This window comes from Cellulomonas endophytica (assembly GCF_004123805.1).
Lineage (GTDB): Bacteria > Actinomycetota > Actinomycetes > Actinomycetales > Cellulomonadaceae > Cellulomonas > Cellulomonas endophytica.
This window is the reverse complement of record NZ_RWJX01000005.1, coordinates 64,055-85,879: the sequence shown is the minus strand read 5'-3', so window position 1 is coordinate 85,879 and position 21,825 is coordinate 64,055. Positions and strand designations below refer to the sequence as shown.

The window sequence follows — 21,825 nt, the reverse complement described above, 5'->3', positions numbered from 1 at the left end:
GTCGAGGACGGGCGCCGTCAGACGTAGCGCTCGAGGATGCTCGACTCGGCGAGGCGGGACAGCCCCTCGCGGACGGCCCGGGCCCGCTGCTCGCCGACGCCCTCGACGGCCATGAGGTCGTCGATGCCCGCCGCGAGCAGCTTCTGCAGCCCGCCGAAGTGCGTGACGAGCCGGTCGACGATCGTGCCCGGCAGGCGCGGCACCTTGGACAGCAGGCGGTAGCCGCGGGGCCCGACGGCGGCGTCGAGCGCGTCGCCGCCTCCCGGGAGCCCGAGCACGCGGGCGATGAGGGCCATGTCCAGCAGCTCGGTGGAGGTGAGCCCCGCGAGCGCGTCGAGCACGGACGCGGCGTCCGTGCGCGTGAGGTCGAGGTAGTCGCGGGCCACGAGCTCGCGGTCGGTGCTGAGGCCGCCGACGAGCTCGTCGAGCTGGAGGGTGAGCAGGCGCCCGTCGGTGCCGAGCTCGACCGTGTAGCCCTCGATCTCCTCGGAGATGCGCCGGACCATCTCCAGGCGCTGCACCACGGCGGAGACGTCCCGGACCGTGACGAGGTCCTCGATCTCCAGCGCCGACAGGGTGCCGCTGACCTCGTCGAGACGGCTCTTGTAGCGCTCGAGGGTGGCGAGGGCCTGGTTCGCGCGGGAGAGGATCGTCGTGGAGTCCTCGAGCACGTACCGCTGGCCGCTGACGTACAGCGCGACGATGCGCATGGACGCCGACACGGTGACGACGGGGAAGGCCGTCTGCTTCGAGACGCGCTCCGCGGTGCGGTGCCGGGTGCCCGACTCGGACGTCTCGATGGAGGCGTCGGGCAGCAGCTGGACGTTGGCGCGCACGATGCGCGAGATGTCCCGGTCGACGACGACCGCGCCGTCCATCTTGCACAGCTCGCGCAGGCGGGTCGCCGAGAACTCGACGTCGAGGACGAAGCCGCCCGACGACATGGACTCCACGGTGCGGTCGAAGCCCAGCACGATGAGCGCGCCCGTGCGGCCGCGCAGGATGCGCTCGAGGCCGTCGCGCAGCTCGCTGCCGGGGGCGACGGCGACCAGCGTCGAGCGCAGGAGGTCGTCCGTGCCGGGGGCTGCCACGCGTGCATGGTACGGGGCCGGTCCACCGCGACGGAGGGCCTGCTCGTGACCGCTACCGGCCGCTGCCGGCCCCGGCCGTGGCGTCCCGGTCGAGGCCGAGGCCCACGACCGCCGCGGCCAGGTCCGCCACCGGCAGCACGGTCAGCCCCTCGGGCGGGGTGAGGCCGTCGGTGCCGTGCGCGGGCACGACCGCCCGCGTGAAGCCGAGGCGGGCCGCCTCCGCCAGGCGCCGGCCCAGCCCCGAGACGGTCCGGATCTCCCCGGCCAGCCCGACCTCGCCGACCGCCACGAGCCCGCGCGGCAGCGGCAGGTCCTCGCGCGAGCTCAGCGCGGCCAGCGCCAGGGCGAGGTCGGCCGCGGGCTCGACGGCGCGCGCGCCCCCGACGGTGGACAGGTAGACGTCCTGGTCGGCGAGCCGGGTGCCGAGTCGCCGCTGCAGCACGGCCAGCACCATGGCCAGCCGCGAGGCGTCGACGCCGGACGTGGTCCGGCGCGGGTTGGGCGTCATGCTCGGCGCGACGAGCGCCTGGACCTCCGTCGCCAGGGGCCTCCGGCCCTCGAGGCTGACCGTGAGGCAGGTGCCCGGCACGTGGTGGAGCGCCTGGGAGACGAACAGGCCGCTGGGGTCGGTCAGCCCGACGATGCCCTGCTCCGACAGGTCGAAGCAGCCGACCTCGTCCGTGGGGCCGTAGCGGTTCTTCGTCGCCCGCAGCAGCCGCAGGCGCGAGTGGCGGTCCCCCTCGAACTGGCACACCACGTCCACGAGGTGCTCCAGCGTCCGCGGCCCGGCGACGGCGCCCTCCTTCGTCACGTGTCCGACGAGCACGACGGGCATGTCGCGCGACTTGGCGGCGGCGATGAGGGCGGCCGCGACCTCCCGCACCTGCGCCACGCCGCCCGGTGCGCCCTCGACCTGGGCCGAGGCGATCGTCTGGACGCTGTCGACCACGAGGAGGTCGGGGTCGCTCGCGGCCACGTGGCCCAGGACGGTCGCGAGGTCGGACTCCGCCGCCAGGAGCAGCCCCGGGTCGAGCGCCCGGATCCGGCCGGCACGCAGCCGGACCTGCCCGGCCGACTCCTCCCCGGTCACGTAGAGCACGCGCCGCCCGGTGCGGGCGGCCCGGGCGGCGACGTCCAGCAGCAGGGTCGACTTGCCCACGCCGGGCTCGCCCGCCAGGAGGATGACGGCGCCCGGCACGAGGCCGCCGCCGAGCACGCGGTCGAGCTCGTCGACGCCCGTGGGGCGCGCCCGGGCGGTCTCGACATCCACCTGGTCGATCGGCAGGGCCGGGGTGCGCGAGGGCGCCACCGCCTGGGTCCGGGGTCCGGCCGAGGGCGCGTCCTCGACGAGCGTCCCCCACGCCTGGCACTCGCCGCAGCGCCCGGCCCACTTGCCCGTGCCCCACCCGCACTCCGTGCACCGGAAGGCGGGACGCCCCGTCCGGTCGGCCCGCCGCACGCCCGCTGCTGTCATGCGGCGCAACCTACGGCCCGCCACCGACACGCCCCGCCCGCCGCCCCGCCCGCCGCCACGCCGGGCGCGTCCGGGCGGGGTCCGGGGCCCGGGACGGCGGCGTCGCTAGGCTCGCCCGCGCCCGGACGACCACGCCGCGGCGGGAGGCGGAGGGGCACGTGACGGACAGCGACCCGGGTGCGTCGGGCACCACGGCACCGGCACCGGTGTGGCGGCGTCCGCCCGTGCTCGTGGCCGCGGGGGCCCTCGTCGCCGCCGGGCTCGTCGCGGCGGTGGTGCTGCCCGGTCGCGGCGGTGACGTCCCCGCGGCCGCGCCGCAGCCGACGGTGACCCTCGTCGCCCCGCTGCCGACCCCGACCCTGCCGCCCGCGGCGCGCCCCGCCGGCACGGCCCTCACCGCCGTGCTGCCGGCCACGGTGCTGGCGTACGCGCTCACGGGCTCGGCCCCCGACGGCGAGTGGCCCCTGCGCGGCGCCCTCGAGGCGTGGCAGGACACCCTCTCCGACGGGGCGTCCACGGCCACGGTGCGCGTCGGCCAGTGGCGCACGCCCGAGGAGGCGGCCGCGGTCGCCGGGGAGCTGGCGGCGGGGGTCGCCGCGGCGGGCGGCACGGTGGCCGCGCCCACGGAGGTCCTCGTGGGCGGGGCGCCCGCCGGCACGCGCACGGACGGCACCGCCGCCGACGGCTCGGGGGTCGCCGTGTGGTCGAACGGCACGGTCGTCGTCCTGCTCACGGGCCCGGCGGCGGACGTCGCCGCGCTCGCCGACGCCTACCCGCTCTGACGCACCCGCCACCCGGCTCCCGGGTCGCGCGGTCCTCAGGTCGCGGGGCGCAGCACGTAGCCGACGCCCCGCAGCGTGTGCAGCATGGGCGTCCGCCCGCGGTCGATCTTGCGGCGCAGGTAGGACACGTACAGCTCGACCACGTTGCCGCGGCCGGGGGTGTCGTCGCGCCACACGCGGTCGAGGATCTGCGTCTTGGACAGCACCCGGCGGGGGTTGGCCATGAAGTAGCGGAGCAGCTCGCGCTCCCGCCGCGTCAGGCGGATCTCCTCCCCGTCGCGCTCCACGCGGCCCGCGGCCTCGTCGAGCCGCAGCCCCCCGACGACGAGGACCTCGCCGCCGTCGGTCCCGTCGGCCAGGGGGTCGTCGGACCCGGGACGGGAGGTGCGGCCCGGGGCGTCCGCGCCGTCGGGGAGGGGCGCGGCGCCGGGGCGCCCGGTCGTCGTCGTCATGCCCCCACCCTCGGCGGCGACGCTGGGGAGCGGCTGACGCGGTCCTGGGCGTTCCCTGGGACGCGGGTCCGCCGCACCGCTGCGCCACCCGGGAGCGGTCCGCCGACCGGGTGAGGCCGCCCCGGTCCGGTCAGGTCCGGCGGCGCGCGGCCGACAGGACGGGGGACGTGCCGACCCCTCGCCCCCCGGAGCCCTCCCGATGAACCTCGACCCGCGCCGCTCGCTGCGCGCCCGCCTCCTCGCCGCCTTCGTCCTGGTCTCGGTGCTGACCGTGGGCCTGGGGGCCTACGCCGTGTCGAGCATGCGGACGCTGGACCAGCGCGCCACCGACGTGCAGACGCTCGGCGCCGTGCCGACGGACGCCGTCCGCGCGGTCGAGGTCGGGTACTGGCAGGCGCAGGCCGCCTCGGCGCGGGCGGGCCTGCCGGGGATGCCGGAGGAGGAGGCCGCCCGCCTGGGGGCGGAGGCCGCCGAGCTCGGCGCCGCGATGCGGGAGGACCTCGACGCGGCCCTGGCGCTGCCGCTCACGGCCGCGGCGCAGGACGCGCTCGAGACCTTCGGCACCCTCGTCGACGAGCGGGACGCCGCCGTCGCCGAGCTCACCGCGGCGGCCGCCGCCGGGGACGTGCAGACCTTCCGCGAGAGCGTCGCGACCGTCGGCTCCCTCGAGCAGCGGATGGGCGAGAGCCTGCGCGACGCCGCCGGGGCCTCCCGGGCGCAGGCGTCCGCGACGGCCGAGCAGGCGCACGCCGCCTACCGCGCCGGCCTCGTGACGACGGTGCTCGTGGTCGTCGCGCTCACCGTCCTGTCCCTCGCCCTGGGCGCGGTCGTCGCCCGCCGCGTCGGGGCGCCGCTGCGCCGGTTCGTCGCCGTCCTGGACGCCATGGCGGCCGGGGACCTGTCCGCCCGCGCCGACGTCACGGGCTCCGACGAGATCGCCGGCATGGGCGAGGCCCTCAACCGCGGCCTGGAGGCGATGTCGGACGTGGTCCGCGTCGTCGCACGCTCCGCGGACCGCCTCGGCGGCGCCGCGCAGGGCCTCACCGCGTCCACGGGCACCATCGTCGAGAGCCTCGCCGACGCCTCCGAGCGGGCCGACGTCGTCGCGGGCGCGGCCGACCAGGTCAGCCGCAACGTGCAGACCGTCGCCTCCGGCGCCCAGGAGATGGGTGCCAGCATCCGCGAGATCTCCCGCAACGCGAACGAGGCCGCCACCGTCGCCGCGCACGCCACGGAGCGCGCGCTGGCGACGAACGGCCAGATCGAGCGGCTCGGCGCCTCGAGCCAGGAGATCGGCAACGTCGTCAAGACGATCACCTCCATCGCGGAGCAGACGAACCTGCTGGCGCTGAACGCGACCATCGAGGCCGCCCGCGCGGGCGAGGCCGGCAAAGGCTTCGCCGTCGTCGCCGGCGAGGTCAAGGAGCTCGCCTCCGAGACCGCCCGCGCCACGGAGGACATCGCCCGCCGCGTCGAGGCGATCCAGGCCGACACGGCGAGCGCGGTCGACGCCATCGCCGAGATCAGCGAGGTCGTCGCCCGCATCAGCGACTACCAGACGACCATCGCCTCCGCCGTGGAGGAGCAGACCGCCACGACCCAGGAGATGACGCGACACGTCGGGGAGGCGGCGGGCCGCTCCTCCGAGATCGCGGGGAGCATCTCCGGCGTCGCCGAGGCCACGCAGCGCTCGAGCGCGGGCGCGGGCAGCGTGGAGGGGTCGGCCCGGGACCTGCTCGCGATGAGCGGGGAGCTCCAGCAGGCCGTGCGGCACTTCGTCCTCTGACGCCTCGGGCGGGCGACGCCGGAGCCTGGTCCGCCGTCGTCCGCCGTCGGCCGGGACCGTCCCCGGCGGGGGCGCCGTGCACCGGGTGTGAGCATCCCGTGGAGCCCCGGCCCCGGCACGGGCGGGTGACCTACCGTGGGCGCGTGACGTCCTCGCCCCCGACCCGGACCCGCGCGGGACGCCCGCGCGGACCCGTCGGGGTGCCGCGCGCCGGGGCCCCGGGCGGGCCCGGCGACGGCACGGCGTGGTCGCTGCCGCCGTCGCAGGAGGACCGGCCCGCCCGGCGCTCGCGGCCGGGTGTCGCGGCGCTCGCGCTGGCGCTGGCGCTCGCCGCCGCTGCAGCCGTGTGGGCGTCGTGGTGGGCCTTCGTCACGACGACGACGGGCCAGGCGGTCGACGAGGCCGCGTTCCGGGGCGCGACGTTCGGCCGGTCGCGGCTGTGGACGGTGGCGAGCGACGTGCTCGAGGTCGTGTCCGTCGGCTCCGTGGCCGCGGTGCTGCTCGGCGCCGCGGCGATCGCGCTCGCCCGTCGTCGGTGGGGCCTCGCGGTCCAGGTGGCGCTGCTCATGGGCGGCGCCAACGTCACCACGCGGCTGCTCAAGCACGTCGTCCTCGAGCGGCCCGACCTCGGCGTCTCCTACGCCGGCGCCGAGAACGCGCTGCCCAGCGGGCACACGACCGCCGCCGCCTCCGTCTCCGCCGCCCTGCTCCTCGTCGTGCCCCCGCGGGTGCGTCCGTGGGCGGCCCTGCTCGGTGCGGCCTTCACCGCCGCCACGGGCTTCTCCGTGCTCGTCGGGCAGTGGCACCGGCCCTCGGACGTGGTGGCGGCGCTCGCGGTCGTCCTGGTCTGGGGCGCGGCCGCCTGCGCCCTCGTCGCGCTCGCCCCCCGCCGGGTGGAGCCGCCGGCCGTCGGCCGGGCCGACACCGCGGCGGTGCCCCGGGCCGACCTCGCGACCGCCGGCGCCGGGCGGGGCCGCGGCGTCCGCCGCGCGGTGACGGGCCTGCTGCTCGTCGCGGGCCTCGTGCTCGCCGCGGTGGGTGCCCTCGCGCTGGCGCGCACGGCGGAGGTCGTCCGCACCGCGGGCGCCGTCCCCGACGGGCGCGCCGACCTCGTGACGTCCTACCTCGGGGCGGGCTCCGGGGTCGTGGGCGCGAGCGCCCTGACGTTCGCCCTGCTGCTGGCGCTGCGCCAGGCGGCGGGCGAGCGGCCGCCCCGCCGGGGCTGAGGGCGGCCCGTCGTCCCCCGGCCCGGGCGGGCGTCGGAGCCGGGCGCCGGGCAGCGTAGGGTCGGGCCGCACCGCGGCACCGGCCGGGCACGGCCGGCGGCGCCGGTCGCCGGAGGGCGGACCCCGCCCGCCGGCAGGGGACGACGTGGGCAGGGACGGGACCGACAGATGGCGGCAGGACGCAAGCTCGTGATCGTGGAGTCGCCGGCGAAGGCGCGCACGATCGCCGGGTACCTCGGCGAGGGCTTCGACGTCGAGGCGAGCGTGGGGCACATCCGCGACCTGCCCCAGCCGTCGGAGCTGCCGGCCGACATGAAGAAGGGCCCGTTCGGCAAGTTCGCGGTCGACGTCGACCACGGCTTCGAGCCCTACTACGTGGTCGACGCGGACAAGAAGAAGAAGGTCGCGGAGCTCAAGCGGGCCCTCAAGGAGTCCGACGAGCTCTACCTCGCCACCGACGAGGACCGCGAGGGCGAGGCCATCGCCTGGCACCTGCTGCAGGAGCTCAAGCCCAAGGTGCCCGTGCACCGCATGGTCTTCCACGAGATCACCCCCGAGGCCATCCAGCGCGCGCTGGGGGCCACCCGCGAGCTCGACGAGCGCCTCGTCGACGCGCAGGAGACCCGGCGCATCCTCGACCGCCTCTACGGGTACGAGGTGAGCCCCGTCCTGTGGCGCAAGGTGGGCAAGGGCCTGTCCGCCGGTCGCGTGCAGTCCGTCGCCACGCGCATGGTCGTGGAGCGCGAGCGCGAGCGGATGGCCTTCGTCGCCGCGGACTACTGGGACGTCACGGGGACCTTCGCGGTGGCCGACGCGGCCGAGCCGACGTTCGGTGCACGGCTGACCTCGCTCGGCGGGCGCCGGGTGGCCTCGGGCCGCGACTTCGACGACCGCGGCCGTCTCCGGACCGCCGAGGCGGTGCAGCTCGACGAGGGCGCGGCGCAGGCCGTCGTCGCCGGGCTCGCGGACGCGCAGGTGAGCGTGCAGAGCCTGGAGACGAAGCCCTACTCCCGCCGCCCGGCCGCCCCCTTCACCACCTCGTCGCTGCAGCAGGAGGCGGGGCGCAAGCTGCGCATGTCCGCGCGGCAGACGATGCGCACGGCGCAGGGCCTGTACGAGAACGGCTACATCACCTACATGCGGACGGACTCGCCCGCGCTGTCGACGCAGGCGATCGACGCCGCGCGGCGCCAGGCGGCCGAGCTGTACGGCTCGGAGTACGTCCCGGACACCGCCCGCATCTACACGAGCAAGGCCAAGGGCGCCCAGGAGGCGCACGAGGCCATCCGGCCGGCGGGGGACCACTTCCGCACGCCCGCCCAGGTGGCGCGCGAGCTGTCGGGGGACCAGTACAAGCTGTACGAGCTCATCTGGAAGCGGACCGTCGCCTCGCAGATGGCGGACGCGAAGGGCCAGACCGCCTCCGTGCGCCTCGCGGCCACGGCGGCCCTCGCCGACGGCCCGACGACGGCCGTGTTCTCCGCGTCGGGCACCGTCATCACCTTCCGCGGCTTCCTCGCCGCGTACGAGGAGAGCCGCGACGTCGACCGGTACGACGCCGGGGCCGCCGAGGCGGCGCCGGCCGAGGGCAAGGGCGAGGCGCGCCTGCCGCGCATGGCGGAGGGCGACCCGCTCACCGCGACGGACCTCACGGCCGACGGCCACCGCACCTCCCCGCCGCCGCGCTACACGGAGGCGAGCCTGGTGAAGGCGCTCGAGGAGCGCGAGATCGGCCGCCCGTCGACGTACGCGGCGACGATCTCCGTCATCCAGGACCGCGGCTACGTCACGAGCCGCGGCCAGGCGCTCGTGCCCTCGTGGCTCGCGTTCGCCGTGGTGCGGCTGCTCGAGGAGAACTTCGAGCGGCTCGTCGACTACGACTTCACGGCCGCGATGGAGCAGGACCTCGACGAGATCGCGGCCGGGAGCCGCGACCGGAGGGCCTGGCTCGAGCAGTTCTACTTCGGCGACCGCTCGGGCACGCCGGAGGCCGGGGGCCTGCGCGGGCTGCTGGAGAACCTCGGCGACATCGACGCCCGCGAGGTCAACACCATCGAGATCGGTGACGGCGTCGCCCTCCGGGTCGGGCGGTACGGCCCCTACCTGGAGGACACCGCGGGCGTCACCGGGAGCACCGCGGACGGCACGCCCCGCCGCGCCGCCGTGCCCGAGGAGCTCGCCCCCGACGAGCTCACGCTCGAGAAGGCGCTGGAGCTGCTGCGCACGGAGCCCGAGGGCGACCTCGTGCTCGGGGAGGACCCCGCGACGGGCACGACGGTCGTGGCGAAGAACGGCCGCTACGGCCCCTACGTCACCGAGCTCCTGCCCGAGCCCGAGCTCGACCCGGGCCTCTCGGCGGCCGCGCGGAAGAAGGCGCTGGCGGCGGCGCCCAAGCCCCGCACCGCGTCGCTGTTCAAGTCGATGAACCTGCAGACGGTGACCCTCGAGGACGCCCTGCGGCTGCTGTCCCTGCCGCGGGTCGTCGGCGCGGACCCCGAGACCGGGCAGGAGATCACGGCGCAGAACGGCCGCTACGGCCCGTACCTCAAGCGGGGCACGGACTCGCGGACGCTCGCCTCGGAGGAGGCGCTCTTCGACGTGACGCTCGAGGAGGCGCTGGCCATCTACGCCCAGCCCAAGCGCGGCCGCGGCGCCACGGCCGCCCCGCCGCTCAAGGAGCTCGGGGAGGACCCGACGAGCGGCAAGCCCATCGTGGTGAAGGAGGGCCGCTTCGGCGCCTACGTCACCGACGGCGAGACGAACCGCACGCTGCCGCGCGACGCGACGCCCGAGTCGCTGACCCGCGAGCAGGCCGTGGAGCTCCTCGCGGAGAAGCGCGCGGCCGGCCCCGCCAAGAAGAAGACCCCGGCCCGACGCACGACGACGCGGGCCAAGGCGGCGTCGAAGTCCTGACCGGCGCGGTCACCCGCCCGCGCCCGCCCCGGCCGGGCGCTAGGTTGGCGACCATGGCACTCACCGAGGACCCGCGCTCCGCCCCGCCCGTCCGCTGGGGGATCATCGGCACCGGCGGGATCGCGGCCGCGTTCGCCGACGCCGTCCGGGCCCACACGCGGGCGCAGATGGTGGCCGTCGGCTCGCGCCACCGCGACCGCGCCACCCGCTTCGCCACCGCGCACGGCATCCCGACGGTGCACGTGGGGTACCGCGACCTCGTCGAGGACCCGCAGGTCGACGTCGTGTACGTCGCCTCCCCGCACTCGGAGCACCGCGAGCACGCGCTGCTCGCGATCCGGGCGGGCAAGCACGTCCTCGTCGAGAAGGCGTTCACGCGCAACGTGGCGGAGGCGGAGGAGGTCTTCGAGGCCGCCCGCGCCGCCGGGGTCTTCGTCATGGAGGCCATGTGGACGCGCTTCCTGCCGCACGTCGCCGCGATGCACCAGGTCATCGCCGCCGGTGAGATCGGCGAGATCGTCTCCGTCCGCGCCGACCACGGGCAGTTCTTCGCGCACGACCCGAAGAGCCGGCTCTACGCCCCCGAGCTGGCCGGCGGCGCCCTCCTCGACCTCGGCGTCTACCCCGTGTCCTTCTCCCACGACGTGCTCGGCGTGCCCGACCGTGTCACCGCGGTCGGCGCCCTGACGTCCACGGGCGTCGACGGGCACCTGACGATCGCGCTGGGCTACGGCGAGAAGGCGCAGGCCACCCTCTCGACGACGCTGTGGGCCCGGACGCCGACGACGGCCTCCGTCGCGGGCACGGAGGGCTACATCGGCATCGCCGGTCCGTTCTACGCGCCGACGTCGTTCAAGGTCTCCCGCCGCGACGGCCGCGAGTGGACGTTCGACCAGAAGCTCGCGATGGGCCTGCAGTACGAGGCGGCCGAGGTCGCGCGCTGCATCGACGCCGGCGTCACCGAGAGCCCGCGGATGACGTGGGCCGGCACGCTCGACGTCCTGCGCACGATGGACGAGGTGCGCCGCCAGGTCGGGGTCGCCTACCCGGGCGAGGCGCCGACCGCCTGACAGGAGTCCCCGGCGCCCGGGGGACGGGCGCCGGGGCGTGTCACCGGTCGCGGCTACTGTGACGCCGTGCCCCTCGCCGACGCCCCCGCGCCCCGCCGGGGGCTGTTCGTGTCCTTCGAGGGCGGGGACGGCGCGGGCAAGTCGACGCAGGTCGCGCTCCTGGGGGAGCGCCTGGCGGCGGCGGGCCACGAGGTCGTGCTCACGCGCGAGCCCGGGGGCACGGCGCTGGGGCGCACGCTGCGCACGGCAGTGCTGCACGGCGAGCACCTCGACGCCCGCACCGAGGCGCTGATCTACGCCGCGGACCGCGCGCACCACGTGGCCAGCCTCGTCCGGCCCGCCCTCGCCCGCGGGGCCGTCGTCGTCACCGACCGCTACCTCGACTCCTCCGTCGCCTACCAGGGCTCGGGCCGGGACCTCGGCGCCGACGAGGTCGAGCGCCTCTCCCTCTGGGCCGTGGACGGCCTGCTGCCCGACGTGACGGTGCTGCTCGACCTCGACCCGGACGTCGGGCGCGGGCGGCTGACCGGCGAGCCCGACCGGCTGGAGAGCGCGGGGGACGACTTCCACCGCCGCACGCGGGAGGCGTTCCTGGGTCGCGCGGCGGCGGACCCGGGCCGCTGGCTCGTCCTCGACGCCACGCGCCCGGTGGCGGAGCTGGCCGCGGCCGTCGGTGAGCGCGTGGGGGCGGCGCTGGCCACGGCGGTGCGGTCGTGAGCGTCTGGTCGGACCTCGTCGGGCAGGAGCCCGCCGTCGAGGTGCTGGCGGAGGCCGCGGCCGACCCGGCGCGCATGACCCACGGCTGGCTGCTCACGGGCCCGCCCGGGTCGGGCCGGTCGAACGCGGCCCGCGCCTTCGCCGCGGCGCTGCAGTGCACGCAGGGCGGCTGCGGGGTGTGCCACGACTGCACGACCACCCTCGCCGGTCGCCACCCCGACCTCGAGGTGGTCGCCACGGAGGGCGTCGTCATCCGCGTCGACACCGTGCGCCCCCTCGTGCAGCTCGCGCAGCGGGCCCCGGCGCAGGGGCGGTGGCGCGTCCTGCTCGTCGAGGACGCCGACCGGCTGAACGACTCCAGCGGCAACGTGCTGCTCAAGGCGATCGAGGAGCCGCCGCCGCGCACGGTCTGGGTGCTGTGCGCCCCGAGCCCGCAGGACGTGCTCGTCACGCTGCGCTCCCGGGTGCGGCACGTGGCGCTGCGCGTCCCGCCCGTCGACGCGGTCGCGGGCCTCCTCGTCGCGAGGGACGGCGTCGACCCCGCCGTGGCCGAGAGCGCGGCGCGGGCCGCGCAGAGCCACGTCGGCGTGGCGCGCCGCCTGGCACGGGACCCCGAGGCGCGGGCCCGCCGGGCGGCCGTGCTGAGCATCGCGGCGCGCATCCGCGGCGTCGGGGACGCGGTGCTGGCGGCGGGGGAGCTCGTCGAGACGGCGCAGGCCGACGCGGCCGCCGCCACGGGGGAGCGGGACGCGGCCGAGCGCGCCGAGCTGCTCCGGGTGCTCGGGGCGGACCCGGACGCGCCGACGGTGCCGCCGGCGGTGCGCGGCCAGGTGCGTGCCCTCGAGGAGGAGCAGAAGCGCCGGGCCACCCGGGCCCTGCGGGACGTGCTCGACCGCGCGATGGTCGACCTGCTGTCCCTCTACCGCGACGTGCTCGTGGTGCAGCTCGGCGCCGGCGTCGACCTCGTCAACGTCGATCACGCGGCCGACGTGGCGGCGCTGGCCGCCGCCGGCACGCCGGAGCAGACCCTGCGGCGCATGGACGCGGTCGGCACGGCCCGGACCCGGCTGGAGGGCAACGTCGCGCCGCTGCTGGCCGTGGAGGCGATGGCCGTCGCGCTGCGGCCGCAGGGGTGACGCACGCCGTCCCACCAGGCCGTCGTCCCTCGAGCCCGCCGCCGCGGCCGTCGTCACCTCCGACGACCTGAGCCGGGGCGTGGGCGACGGCCGGCCCCCGGCGGGCCTCCGGTTACCGTGAGGCATGCTCTCGCGCGCCTCGCGGGTCGCCGTCGCGGCGCTCGCCCTCCTCGCCCTCGTCGCCTGCTCGGCCCCCGTGCGGCAGACGACCGTGACGCAGGCCCCGAGCGCCGCGGCCCCCGCGACCGGCACGGGCGAGCTCACGGAGCAGGTGCCCGCCTGGGCGGCGTGCGGCGACCTCGAGTGCGCCACGGTCGAGGCGCCCCTGGACTGGGCGGACCCGGAGGGCGGGCGGATCACCCTCGCGCTCGCACGCCATGCCGCGACGGGGGAGAGGAGGGGGACGCTCTTCGTGAACCCCGGCGGCCCGGGCTCCTCCGGCGTGGACTTCGTCCCGCAGGCGGTGCAGACGTTCAGCCCCGAGCTGCTCGAGGCCTACGACCTCGTCGGCTTCGACCCGCGGGGCGTGGGGGCCTCCACCCCGGTGCGCTGCGTCGACGGGCCCGAGCTCGATGCGATCACGGCCGCGGACGTCGACCCGTCCGACGCCGGGCTGGCCCGGGCCGCCGAGACGTGGGCGCGGGTGGGCGCGCAGTGCCTGGAGCGCACGGGCGAGCTGCTGGGGCACGTCGACACGGTCAGCGCCGCGCGCGACCTCGACCTGCTGCGCACGCTCGTCGGCGACGAGACGCTCACCTACCTCGGGTACTCCTACGGCACGTCCCTCGGCGCGACCTACGCGGCGCTCTTCCCGGACCGCGTCGGGCGGCTCGTGCTCGACGGGGCGCTCGACCCCACGCTCACCTCGACGGAGCTGTCGGCCGGCCAGGCGGCGGGCTTCGAGGGCGCGCTGCGCGCCTACGTCGCCGACTGCCTCGGGACGGACGGCTGCCCGCTGGACGGGGACGTCGACGACGGCATGGCCCAGATCCGCGAGATGCTGGACCGGGCCACCGCGGGGCCGCTGCCCACGGGCACCGACCGGCGCCTCACCGGCGCGCTGGCCTTCTCCGGCATCGCGGTGACGCTCTACGTGCAGGCGGCCTGGCCGACGCTGACCGAGGCCCTGCGGGCGGCGCTGCTGCGGGGGGACGGCTCGCTGCTGCTCACGCTGTCCGACGCGTACTACGGCCGCGAGGCCGACGGCACGTACCCGAGCAACATGTTCGAGGCGTTCTGGGCCATCGGCTGCGCCGACGGGCGCGCACCGTCCGACCCCGCGACGATGCGGGCCGACGCGGCGGCGGTCGAGGCGGCGGCGCCCACCGTCGGCCCGTGGTTCTCCTACGGCGGTGTGACGTGCGCGCAGTGGCCGACCCCTGCCGCCGAGCCCCTGCCGTCCTACGCCGCCGAGGGTGCGGACCCGGTCCTCGTCGTCGGCACGACGAACGACCCGGCGACCCCGTACGTCTGGGCCGAGCGGCTGGCCGAGACCCTGTCGTCGGGCGTCCTGCTCACCTACGAGGGCGAGGGGCACACGGCCTACAACCGCTCCCGCCCGTGCGTGGCCGGGGTCGTCGACGCCTACCTGCTCGAGGGCGAGGTGCCCGCGGAGGGCACCCGCTGCTGACGTCGTCGCCGGCCTCGCGGGGGACTCCCGGGTGACGCGCCGCGCTCGCTTTGGAGCCTGGCAGGACCTCCGGGTACAGTGGGCGCGCTCGCGGCGCCCCGGTGCCGCGACGCCGCCTTAGCTCAGTCGGCAGAGCGTCTCACTCGTAATGAGAAGGTCAAGAGTTCGATTCTCTTAGGCGGCTCCACCACGAAGGCCTCGTGACCTGCAGAGATGCGGTCACGGGGCCTTCGTCGTACCGGCCCGACCGGGGTCTCGAGAGCCCGGTGATGCCGAACTCGGAGCCGACGGTGGTCGTGGTCGGTGAGAAGGTCGACGAGACGTCCCTGGTCTCCGTCCCGATCGGCCTCCGGGGTGAGCGCGGAGCGGTGACCCGCTCGTGGCGGTCGTGCTCCCGGACCAGCCGCTCGACGAGCAGCCCCTGCAGGACCAGCAGGTCCCCCGCCTCGTCCCCGCCGTCACGACCTGGTCCGCTCACTGCCGACGAGTGCGATGCACGCGGGGCCTCGAGCCCGAGGGAAGGAGCGCTTGACGGGCCGCGACTAACGCGCGTAATCTCCCCCTCAAGCGACCACCTAACGCGCGTTAGCAGGCCGCGGAGCTCACCGACACGGGCTGAGCGCCACCCACCGAAGAGTCGATGTCGACAGGAATGGTGTGCCATGGCCGGCGATGGAGCGAGGGCGGTCCGCATGGGCGACATCGCCCAACGAGTCGGTGTGTCGCGGACGGCCGTGTCCTTCGTCCTGAACAACCGCGACGACACGAGCGTCTCCCCTGCCACCCGTGCGCGGATCCTGCGAGCCGCCGAGGAGCTCGGGTACCGGCCGCACGCAGCCGCGCGGGCGCTGGCTGCTCAGCGGTCCGGACTGGTGGGTCTGGTGACGGAGATCGTCACGAGCCCGTTCGGCATGGAGACGGTGAAGGGAGCGCAGGACCGGTCGTGGCGGGAAGGGAAGTTCCTCCTGATCGCGGCGACGGAAGGCAATCCCGAGTTCGAGCAGGCGGCGATGGAGAAGCTGCTGGAACAGCGTGTGGAAGGCCTGATCTACGCCTCGGGCTCCCATCGCGAGGTGACGCTGCCACCGATCGCCCTCGACGTACCGACGATTCTCGTCCACTGCTTCGACGCGCACGGTCGTCTGCCGTCGATCGTCCCCGACGAGGAGGGCGGAGGGCACACGGCGACGCGCCACCTGATCGAGGCCGGTCACCGACGGATCGGGTTCATCAACCTGGAGCCCGACACGGCGGCAGCGCGGGGCCGGCTCGCCGGCTACCGCCGGGCCCTGACCGAGGCGGGCGTCGTGCCCGAGGACGGCCTCGTGGTGTCGGTCGACTCGTCCGCGGACGGCGGCTACCTGGGTGCGTGCGCCCTGCTGGACCTCGCCGACCGCCCCACGGCGTTCTTCTGCGGCACCGACCGCATCGCCATGGGTGCCTACGACGCCATCAAGGAACGTGGCCTGTCGATCCCCGCCGACGTCGCCGTCGTCGGGTTCGACAACCAGGAGCTGATCGCCGCCTACCTGCGGCCGAAGCTCACCACGGTCGCGCTGCCCTTCCACGAGATGGGCACACGCGGTGCCGAGATGCTCGGCACCGCTCTCGCAGCAGGGCAGCCGATCGTCCCCGGACAGGTGACGGTCGGCTGCCCGCTGGTCGAACGCTCGTCGGTCTGAGGTCCAGTCAGCCGACGAGCTCTCTCCCACCCCTTCGCTCGCAGCAGAGAAATGGAAAAGCGCAACATGATGACACGCTCCTTGATGTCCCGCCGGGGGCGCGCGCTCGGCGCGCTCGCCCTGGTGGGCGCCCTCGCCCTGACCGGGTGCGCCGCCGGCACCGACGCCACGGCCACCGCCGACGGCACCCAGCTCCTGCAGATCCCGCGGGAGGACATGGCGACCTTCACCCGGAACTTCAACCCGTTCTCGCCCAACGCCGCACCCATGACGCAGCAGGCGATCTACGAGCCGCTGCTGGTCTTCAACCCCAACGACGGCACGACCACGCCGTGGCTCGCGACCGGGTGGACCGCCGCGCCCGACGGCACGGGTCTCACCTTCACGCTCCGCGACGGCGTCCAGTGGTCGGACGGCGAGCCCTTCACGGCGGCGGACGTCGCCTTCACGTTCGGGCTGCAGAAGGACGTCGCCGGCGGCTACGAGTACCTCGACACCGTCACGGCCGACGACGACCGCACGGTGACGTTCTCGTTCACCAGGCCCTTCGCGCCGGCGCTGTACGAGCTCGGCCGGCAGGTGATCGTGCCCCAGCACGTCTGGGAGGGCATCGACGACGCGGCGCTGGAGACGAACGAGACCCCCGTCGGCACCGGCCCGTACACGGAGGTCGCCAGCTTCCAGAGCCAGGCCTACAGCCTCACGAAGAACCCGCACTACTGGCAGCCGGACAAGCAGAAGATCGAGGGCGTGCAGATGCTCGCCTTCGCCGGCAACGACCCCGCGAACCTGGCGACGACCAACGGCGAGACGGACTGGGCCGACCAGTTCATCCCCGACATCGAGAACGCCTTCGTGGCCGACGACCCGGAGAACCGGCACTTCTGGTTCCCCGCGACCGACGGCGTCATCAACTGGCAGCTGAACACGACGAAGCCCCCCTTCGACGACGTCCGGGTGCGCAAGGCGCTGAGCATGGCCGTCGACCGCGAGTCCGTCACCGAGGTGGCGATGCAGGGCTACACCCACCCGGCCGACTGCACGGGGCTGTCCGACGGGTACGACGCCTGGCGCGACGACGCCGTGGCGGGGGGCTGCGACTGGACCGAGCGTGACGTGGACGGCGCCAACGCGATCCTCGACGAGGCGGGGTACGCCCGCGGAGCGGACGGGACCCGGACCATGCCCGACGGCTCCCCGCTGTCGTTCGACATCTCCGTCGGGGCGACGTCGTCGGACTGGCTCTCGGCGGCGAACATCATCGACCAGAACCTCGACGACGTCGGCATCGACGCCACCGTGAACGCGCCGGACTGGTCCGCCGTGGTCGCCGGCTACGAGGACGGCAGCTTCGACACCGGCATCGTGTGGAGCAACATGGAGCCGACCCCGTACCAGTTCTACCGCGGGGTGATGTCCACGGAGACGGCCGTGCCCGTCGGTGAGCCGGCGACGCAGAACTACCACCGGTTCGGCCTGCCCGAGGCGGACGCGCTGCTGGCGACCTTCGCGGCCGCCACGGACGAGGAGAGCCAGCACAGGGCGATCGACCAGCTCCAGGTCCTCTTCGACGAGAACGCACCGGTCGTCCCCCTGTTCCCCGGCCCCCGGTGGGGCGCCTACAACACGACCCGCTTCACGGGCTTCCCCACCGAGGAGAACCCGTACGCGACCCTGTCGACCCGGAGCGCCACCACCGTCCTGGTGCTGACCACGCTCGAGCCGGTCGTCGCCCCGTAGCTCTCCCGCCTCCTGGGCAGCTGGACACCCGACGGCGCCTGCGCCGGCCCGCGCGCGGGCGCCGCCGGGTGCGCCGCACCGACACAACGGAGTGAATGCCATGCGATTCGTCGTCAGGCGCCTGGGCTTCTACCTGGTCGCGTTCTGGGTATCGGTCACCCTCAACTTCCTGCTCCCCCGCTTCATGCCCGGCGATCCCGTCTCGCGGATGCTCAGCCAGTCCCAGGGGCGGATGACGCCGGAGCAGGTCGACCAGATGCGGGTCCTGTTCGGGCTGGACCAGCGCCCGGTCTGGCAGCAGTACCTCGGCTACTGGCACAGCGTCTTCACCGGCGACATGGGGGTCTCGATCTCCCGGTTCCCCACCCCGGTGACCGAGGTCATCGCCAGCCAGATCGGCTGGACGGTGCTCCTCGGCGGCACCGCTCTGCTCATCGCCGTCGTGATCGGCAACGCCCTGGGCATCCTCGCCGCCTGGCGACGCGGCGGGGTGCTCGACTCGGTCCTGCCCCCGGTCCTGGTCTTCGTGGGGTCCTTCCCCTACTTCTGGCTCGCCATGGGCGCGCTGTACCTGTTCGGGGTCACGCTCGGCTGGTTCCCCCTGCGGCACGCGTTCACCGCCGGACTGACCCCGTCCGGGTCGCCGGTGTTCCTCTCCGACGTCGCCGCGCACCTGGTCCTGCCGGCCGCGACGATCGTGCTGGTGTCCATCGGCGGCTGGATGCTGGGCATGCGCAACACCATGATCGCCACGAACTCCGAGGACTACATCGTCATGGCGGAGGCCAAGGGGCTGCGACCGGCACGCATCATGCTGCGCTACGCCGCCCGCAACGCGACCCTGCCGGCGGTCACCTCGTTCGGCATGGCCATCGGCTTCGTCGTCGGCGGCGCCCTGCTCACCGAGGTCGTCTTCGCCTATCCCGGCGTGGGGTACCAGCTCCTCGGCGCCGTCTCCGCCCTGGACTACCCGTTGATGCAGGGCATCTTCCTGACCATCACGGCCGCCGTGCTGGTCGCGAACTTCCTCGTCGACATCGTCTATGTCCGCCTCGACCCGCGCGTGCGGGTCTCCTGACCCGGGAGGAGGAGTCCTCATGTCTGCCACAGACCCCACCGAGGTGCCGCTGCTGGTCGCCACCGACCACCGCGGGACCCTGAGCGGCCCCACCGCACCGGCGGCGCCGGACCTCCTGCCGCGGCGCCGGGCCCGTCAGGGCCTCGTCCACAGCCTCGTCGCGAACCGCAAGGCGCTGACGGGGATGATCCTGCTCGCGCTCTTCGTCGTCGTGGCGCTGCTCGCCCCCCTCCTGGCCCCGGGCGACCCGTCGACGATCACCTCGCTCGGCGCCCAGCCGCCCTCGGCGCAGCACCTGCTCGGCACCACCCCCAAGGGGCAGGACGTGCTGGCCCTGACCATGTGGGGGGCGCGCAGCTCCCTGCTCGTGGGCTTCGTCGTGGGCCTCGCGGCCACGGCGATCGGGCTGCTCGTCGGACTGTCCTCGGCCTACTTCGGGGGCCGCGCCGACAACGCGCTGTCCCTGCTCACCAACGTGTTCCTGCTCATCCCGGGCCTGCCGCTCCTGGTGATCCTGGCGGCGTTCCTGCCGACGGGGATGGTCACGGTGATCCTGGTCCTGACGTTCACGGGCTGGGCCGGGTCGGCCCGGGTGCTGCGGTCCCAGGCCCTGTCGATCCGCGGGAAGGACTTCGTGGCGGCGGCGATCGTCACCGGTGAGCGCCCGGCCTGGATCATGTTCCGCGAGATCCTGCCGAACATGGCGTCGATCGTGATGATCACGCTCATCGGGTCGGTCATCTTCGGCATCGGCGCCCAGGCCGGCCTGGAGTTCCTCGGGCTGGGCGACGTCAGCGTGGTCAGCTGGGGCACGAACCTGTACTGGGCGAGCAACGACGGCGCGCTCATGTCCGGCACGTGGTGGGCGTTCGTCCCCTCGGGTGCGGCCATCGCCTTCGTCGCGTTCGCGCTGGCGCTCATCAACTACGGCGTCGACGAGGTCACGAACCCGCGGCTGCGGGCCACCCGCCGCACGACGAGCGCCCGTCGACGGGCGCTCCGCCCCGCCACGCACCCGGAGGTGAACCGATGAGCACGCACCCGTCGCGGGACGACGCACCGGTCCTGGAGGTCACGGACCTGTCCGTCGAGTACCACGGCGAGCACCGCACGGTGCGCGCGGTCGACCGGGTCAGCTTCACGATCGGCCGGGGGGAGATCTTCGGGTTGGCCGGGGAGTCCGGGTGCGGCAAGAGCACCGCCGCGAACGCGGTCATGCGGCTGCTGCGCGAGCCGGCCGCGATCACGGGCGGAACCATCCGGTTCCAGGGACGGGACGTCCTGGCGCTCGATGCCGAGGAGCTGCGCACGCTGCGGTGGCGGGAGGTGGCGATGGTGTTCCAGTCCGCCATGAGCTCCCTCAACCCCGTCATGACCGTCGGCGACCAGATCGTCGACATCTTCACCACCCACGAGCGCCTGCGGAAGTCCGTGGCGCGGGAGCGGGCGGCCGAGCTGCTCGAGCTCGTGCGCATCGACCCCGGGCGTCTGAGGTCCTACCCCCACCAGCTGTCCGGCGGCATGCGCCAGCGCGTGGTGATCGCCATGGCGGTCGCCCTGCGGCCGCAGCTGCTCATCATGGACGAGCCGACGACCGCGCTCGACGTCGTCGTCCAGCAGGAGATCATGGCGCAGATCGCGGAGCTGCAGCGCTCGCTGGGGTTCTCCGTCCTCTTCATCACCCACGACATGTCGCTCATGATCGAGCTCTCGCACCGGATGGCCGTCATGTACGCCGGCCGCTTCGTCGAGACGGCCCCGGCCCGGGACCTGTTCGCCCACCCGCGGCACCCCTACACCCGCGCCCTGATCAACGCCTTCCCGCCGCTGTCCGGCCCGAACACCCCGCTGGTGGGCCTGAGAGAGGGCGTGCGGTTCACCGACATCCCGGACCTGCGGGAGGAAGCGCCCGGCCACTGGGTCGCGCCCGTGCCGGTGGGCACCGTCATCGATGGAGGACGAGCATGAGCACCGCAGCGCCGGCCACGAGCACGAGGACCGACCCCCCGGCGGCGCCGGACGCCGTCATCAGCCTCCGGGGGCTGAGCGTGGACTTCCCGGTCGGCGGCCTGTTCTCGCGCACGGTCGTACGGGCGCTCCGCTCGGTCGACCTGGACGTCGAGCGCCGGGAGATCATGGCGCTGGTCGGCGAGTCGGGCAGCGGCAAGAGCACGATCGCGCGCTGCATCGCGCGGCTGGAGAAGCCGACCGCGGGGCAGATCCTCGTCGACGGCGTCGACGTGCTCCGCAGCGAGCCGCGACGCGCGTCGAGGGCGTACCGCCGCAAGGTGCAGATGATCTTCCAGGACCCGTTCGGCTCCCTGAACCCGGCCCACCGCGTCCACCAGTTCCTCGAGCGCGCCGCCCGGCTGCACGGTCGGGCCACGGGCGCCGAGCAGATGCGCGAGCTGGTCGAGGAGCTCATGGCGACGGTCGACCTGCCCGCGGAGATGCTGGAGTCGCGCGCGTTCGAGCTCTCCGGTGGCCAGCGTCAGCGTGTCTCCATCGCCCGCGCGCTGGCCGTGGGGCCCGAGGTGATCCTGGCCGACGAGCCCACGTCCATGCTCGACGTCTCGGTCCGCATCGGCGTGCTCAACCTCATGCGCCGGCTGCGCGACGAGCGCGGCATCTCGATGCTCTTCATCACGCACGACCTCGCCTCGGCCCGGTACGTCGCCGACCGGACGACCGTCATGTTCGCCGGCGAGCTCGTCGAGAGCGGCGCGTCCATGGCGCTCATGGCCCGGCCGGCCCACCCGTACACGCAGCTGCTGCTGTCGGCCGTGCCGGACCCGTCGCGGGCCGGCAGCTACGACCCCGCCGAGCGGGCGAGGCTGCGCGCCGCCGTGCTCGAGGCGGACTCCTGCCCGTTCGACGGGGACCCGGGCCCGACCTGCAGCCGCACGGAGCCTGTCCGGCACGACGTCGGGCCGGCCGCTGACCGGCACTGGGTCCGCTGCCACCTCTACCGGCCCGCCGCGGACGTCGCCTCGCGTGCCCTGGCCGTGGACACGGTGGACCCGACCGACCCCGCCGCCCGCTGACCCG

16 protein-coding genes, 1 tRNA gene and 1 pseudogene are annotated in these 21,825 nt (G+C 75.0%); 15 read left to right on the top strand and 3 right to left on the bottom strand.

What is annotated here, in order from left to right; translation table 11 throughout:
- Positions 1-17 precede the first annotated feature (17 nt).
- A complete protein-coding gene (gene disA / locus EJA20_RS02900) occupies positions 18-1,091 on the bottom strand; it encodes a DNA integrity scanning diadenylate cyclase DisA (protein ID WP_129336672.1) in 1,074 nt (357 codons plus the stop codon).
- 52 nt (positions 1,092-1,143) lie between these two features.
- Positions 1,144-2,565, bottom strand: a complete 1,422-nt coding sequence (gene radA, locus EJA20_RS02895) for a DNA repair protein RadA (protein WP_129336671.1) — start codon at positions 2,563-2,565, stop codon at positions 1,144-1,146.
- A 158-nt stretch (positions 2,566-2,723) separates the two neighbouring features.
- Between radA and EJA20_RS02890 the strand changes: the two genes are divergently transcribed.
- Complete coding sequence (locus tag EJA20_RS02890; RefSeq protein WP_129336670.1) at positions 2,724-3,347, top strand: hypothetical protein; 624 nt, start codon at positions 2,724-2,726, stop codon at positions 3,345-3,347.
- 35 nt (positions 3,348-3,382) lie between these two features.
- Here EJA20_RS02890 and EJA20_RS02885 read toward each other — a convergent pair.
- A pseudogene (locus tag EJA20_RS02885) lies at positions 3,383-3,679 on the bottom strand (winged helix-turn-helix domain-containing protein); the annotation flags it as partial.
- 319 nt (positions 3,680-3,998) lie between these two features.
- Between EJA20_RS02885 and EJA20_RS02880 the strand changes: the two are divergent.
- The 14 genes from EJA20_RS02880 (at position 3,999) to EJA20_RS02815 (ending at position 21,821) form a co-directional block, all read left to right on the top strand.
- Positions 3,999-5,585 (top strand): methyl-accepting chemotaxis protein, encoded by a 1,587-nt coding sequence (locus EJA20_RS02880; protein ID WP_205687330.1) that lies wholly within the window; start codon positions 3,999-4,001, stop codon positions 5,583-5,585.
- 143 nt (positions 5,586-5,728) lie between these two features.
- The gene (locus tag EJA20_RS02875; protein WP_240674946.1) at positions 5,729-6,811 is read left to right on the top strand and encodes a phosphatase PAP2 family protein; all 1,083 of its coding nucleotides are present in this window, start codon (positions 5,729-5,731) and stop codon (positions 6,809-6,811) included.
- Between the two features lie 168 nt (positions 6,812-6,979).
- Entirely contained in the window at positions 6,980-9,724 is a 2,745-nt protein-coding gene (gene topA, locus EJA20_RS02870) for a type I DNA topoisomerase (RefSeq protein WP_129336668.1), read from the top strand.
- A gap of 53 nt (positions 9,725-9,777) precedes the next feature.
- Positions 9,778-10,794, top strand: a complete 1,017-nt coding sequence (locus EJA20_RS02865) for a Gfo/Idh/MocA family protein (RefSeq protein WP_129336667.1) — start codon at positions 9,778-9,780, stop codon at positions 10,792-10,794.
- 66 nt (positions 10,795-10,860) lie between these two features.
- Complete coding sequence (gene tmk, locus EJA20_RS02860) at positions 10,861-11,511, top strand: dTMP kinase (protein ID WP_129336666.1); 651 nt, start codon at positions 10,861-10,863, stop codon at positions 11,509-11,511.
- Positions 11,508-12,647, top strand: a complete 1,140-nt coding sequence (locus EJA20_RS02855; RefSeq protein WP_129336665.1) for a DNA polymerase III subunit delta' — start codon at positions 11,508-11,510, stop codon at positions 12,645-12,647. The genes tmk and EJA20_RS02855 overlap by 4 nt, the downstream gene beginning before the upstream one ends.
- Before the next feature lie 124 nt (positions 12,648-12,771).
- Entirely contained in the window at positions 12,772-14,277 is a 1,506-nt protein-coding gene (locus EJA20_RS02850; protein WP_129336664.1) for an alpha/beta hydrolase, read from the top strand.
- A gap of 111 nt (positions 14,278-14,388) precedes the next feature.
- Positions 14,389-14,464, top strand: a tRNA-Thr gene (locus EJA20_RS02845).
- A gap of 505 nt (positions 14,465-14,969) precedes the next feature.
- Positions 14,970-15,959 carry a LacI family DNA-binding transcriptional regulator gene (locus EJA20_RS02840; protein WP_240674945.1) on the top strand — a complete coding sequence of 330 codons (990 nt, stop codon included), beginning with the start codon at positions 14,970-14,972 and terminating at the stop codon, positions 15,957-15,959.
- A 51-nt stretch (positions 15,960-16,010) separates the two neighbouring features.
- Positions 16,011-17,699, top strand: a complete 1,689-nt coding sequence (locus EJA20_RS02835; RefSeq protein WP_240674944.1) for an ABC transporter substrate-binding protein — start codon at positions 16,011-16,013, stop codon at positions 17,697-17,699.
- A 100-nt stretch (positions 17,700-17,799) separates the two neighbouring features.
- Positions 17,800-18,777, top strand: a complete 978-nt coding sequence (locus EJA20_RS02830) for an ABC transporter permease (protein WP_129336662.1) — start codon at positions 17,800-17,802, stop codon at positions 18,775-18,777.
- A gap of 19 nt (positions 18,778-18,796) precedes the next feature.
- A complete protein-coding gene (locus EJA20_RS02825; protein WP_129336661.1) occupies positions 18,797-19,810 on the top strand; it encodes an ABC transporter permease in 1,014 nt (337 codons plus the stop codon).
- Positions 19,807-20,745, top strand: a complete 939-nt coding sequence (locus EJA20_RS02820; RefSeq protein ID WP_129336660.1) for an ABC transporter ATP-binding protein — start codon at positions 19,807-19,809, stop codon at positions 20,743-20,745. The genes EJA20_RS02825 and EJA20_RS02820 overlap by 4 nt, the downstream gene beginning before the upstream one ends.
- The gene (locus EJA20_RS02815; RefSeq protein WP_129336659.1) at positions 20,742-21,821 is read left to right on the top strand and encodes an ATP-binding cassette domain-containing protein; all 1,080 of its coding nucleotides are present in this window, start codon (positions 20,742-20,744) and stop codon (positions 21,819-21,821) included. Before EJA20_RS02820 ends, EJA20_RS02815 begins: the two co-directional genes overlap by 4 nt.
- Positions 21,822-21,825 lie beyond the last annotated feature (4 nt).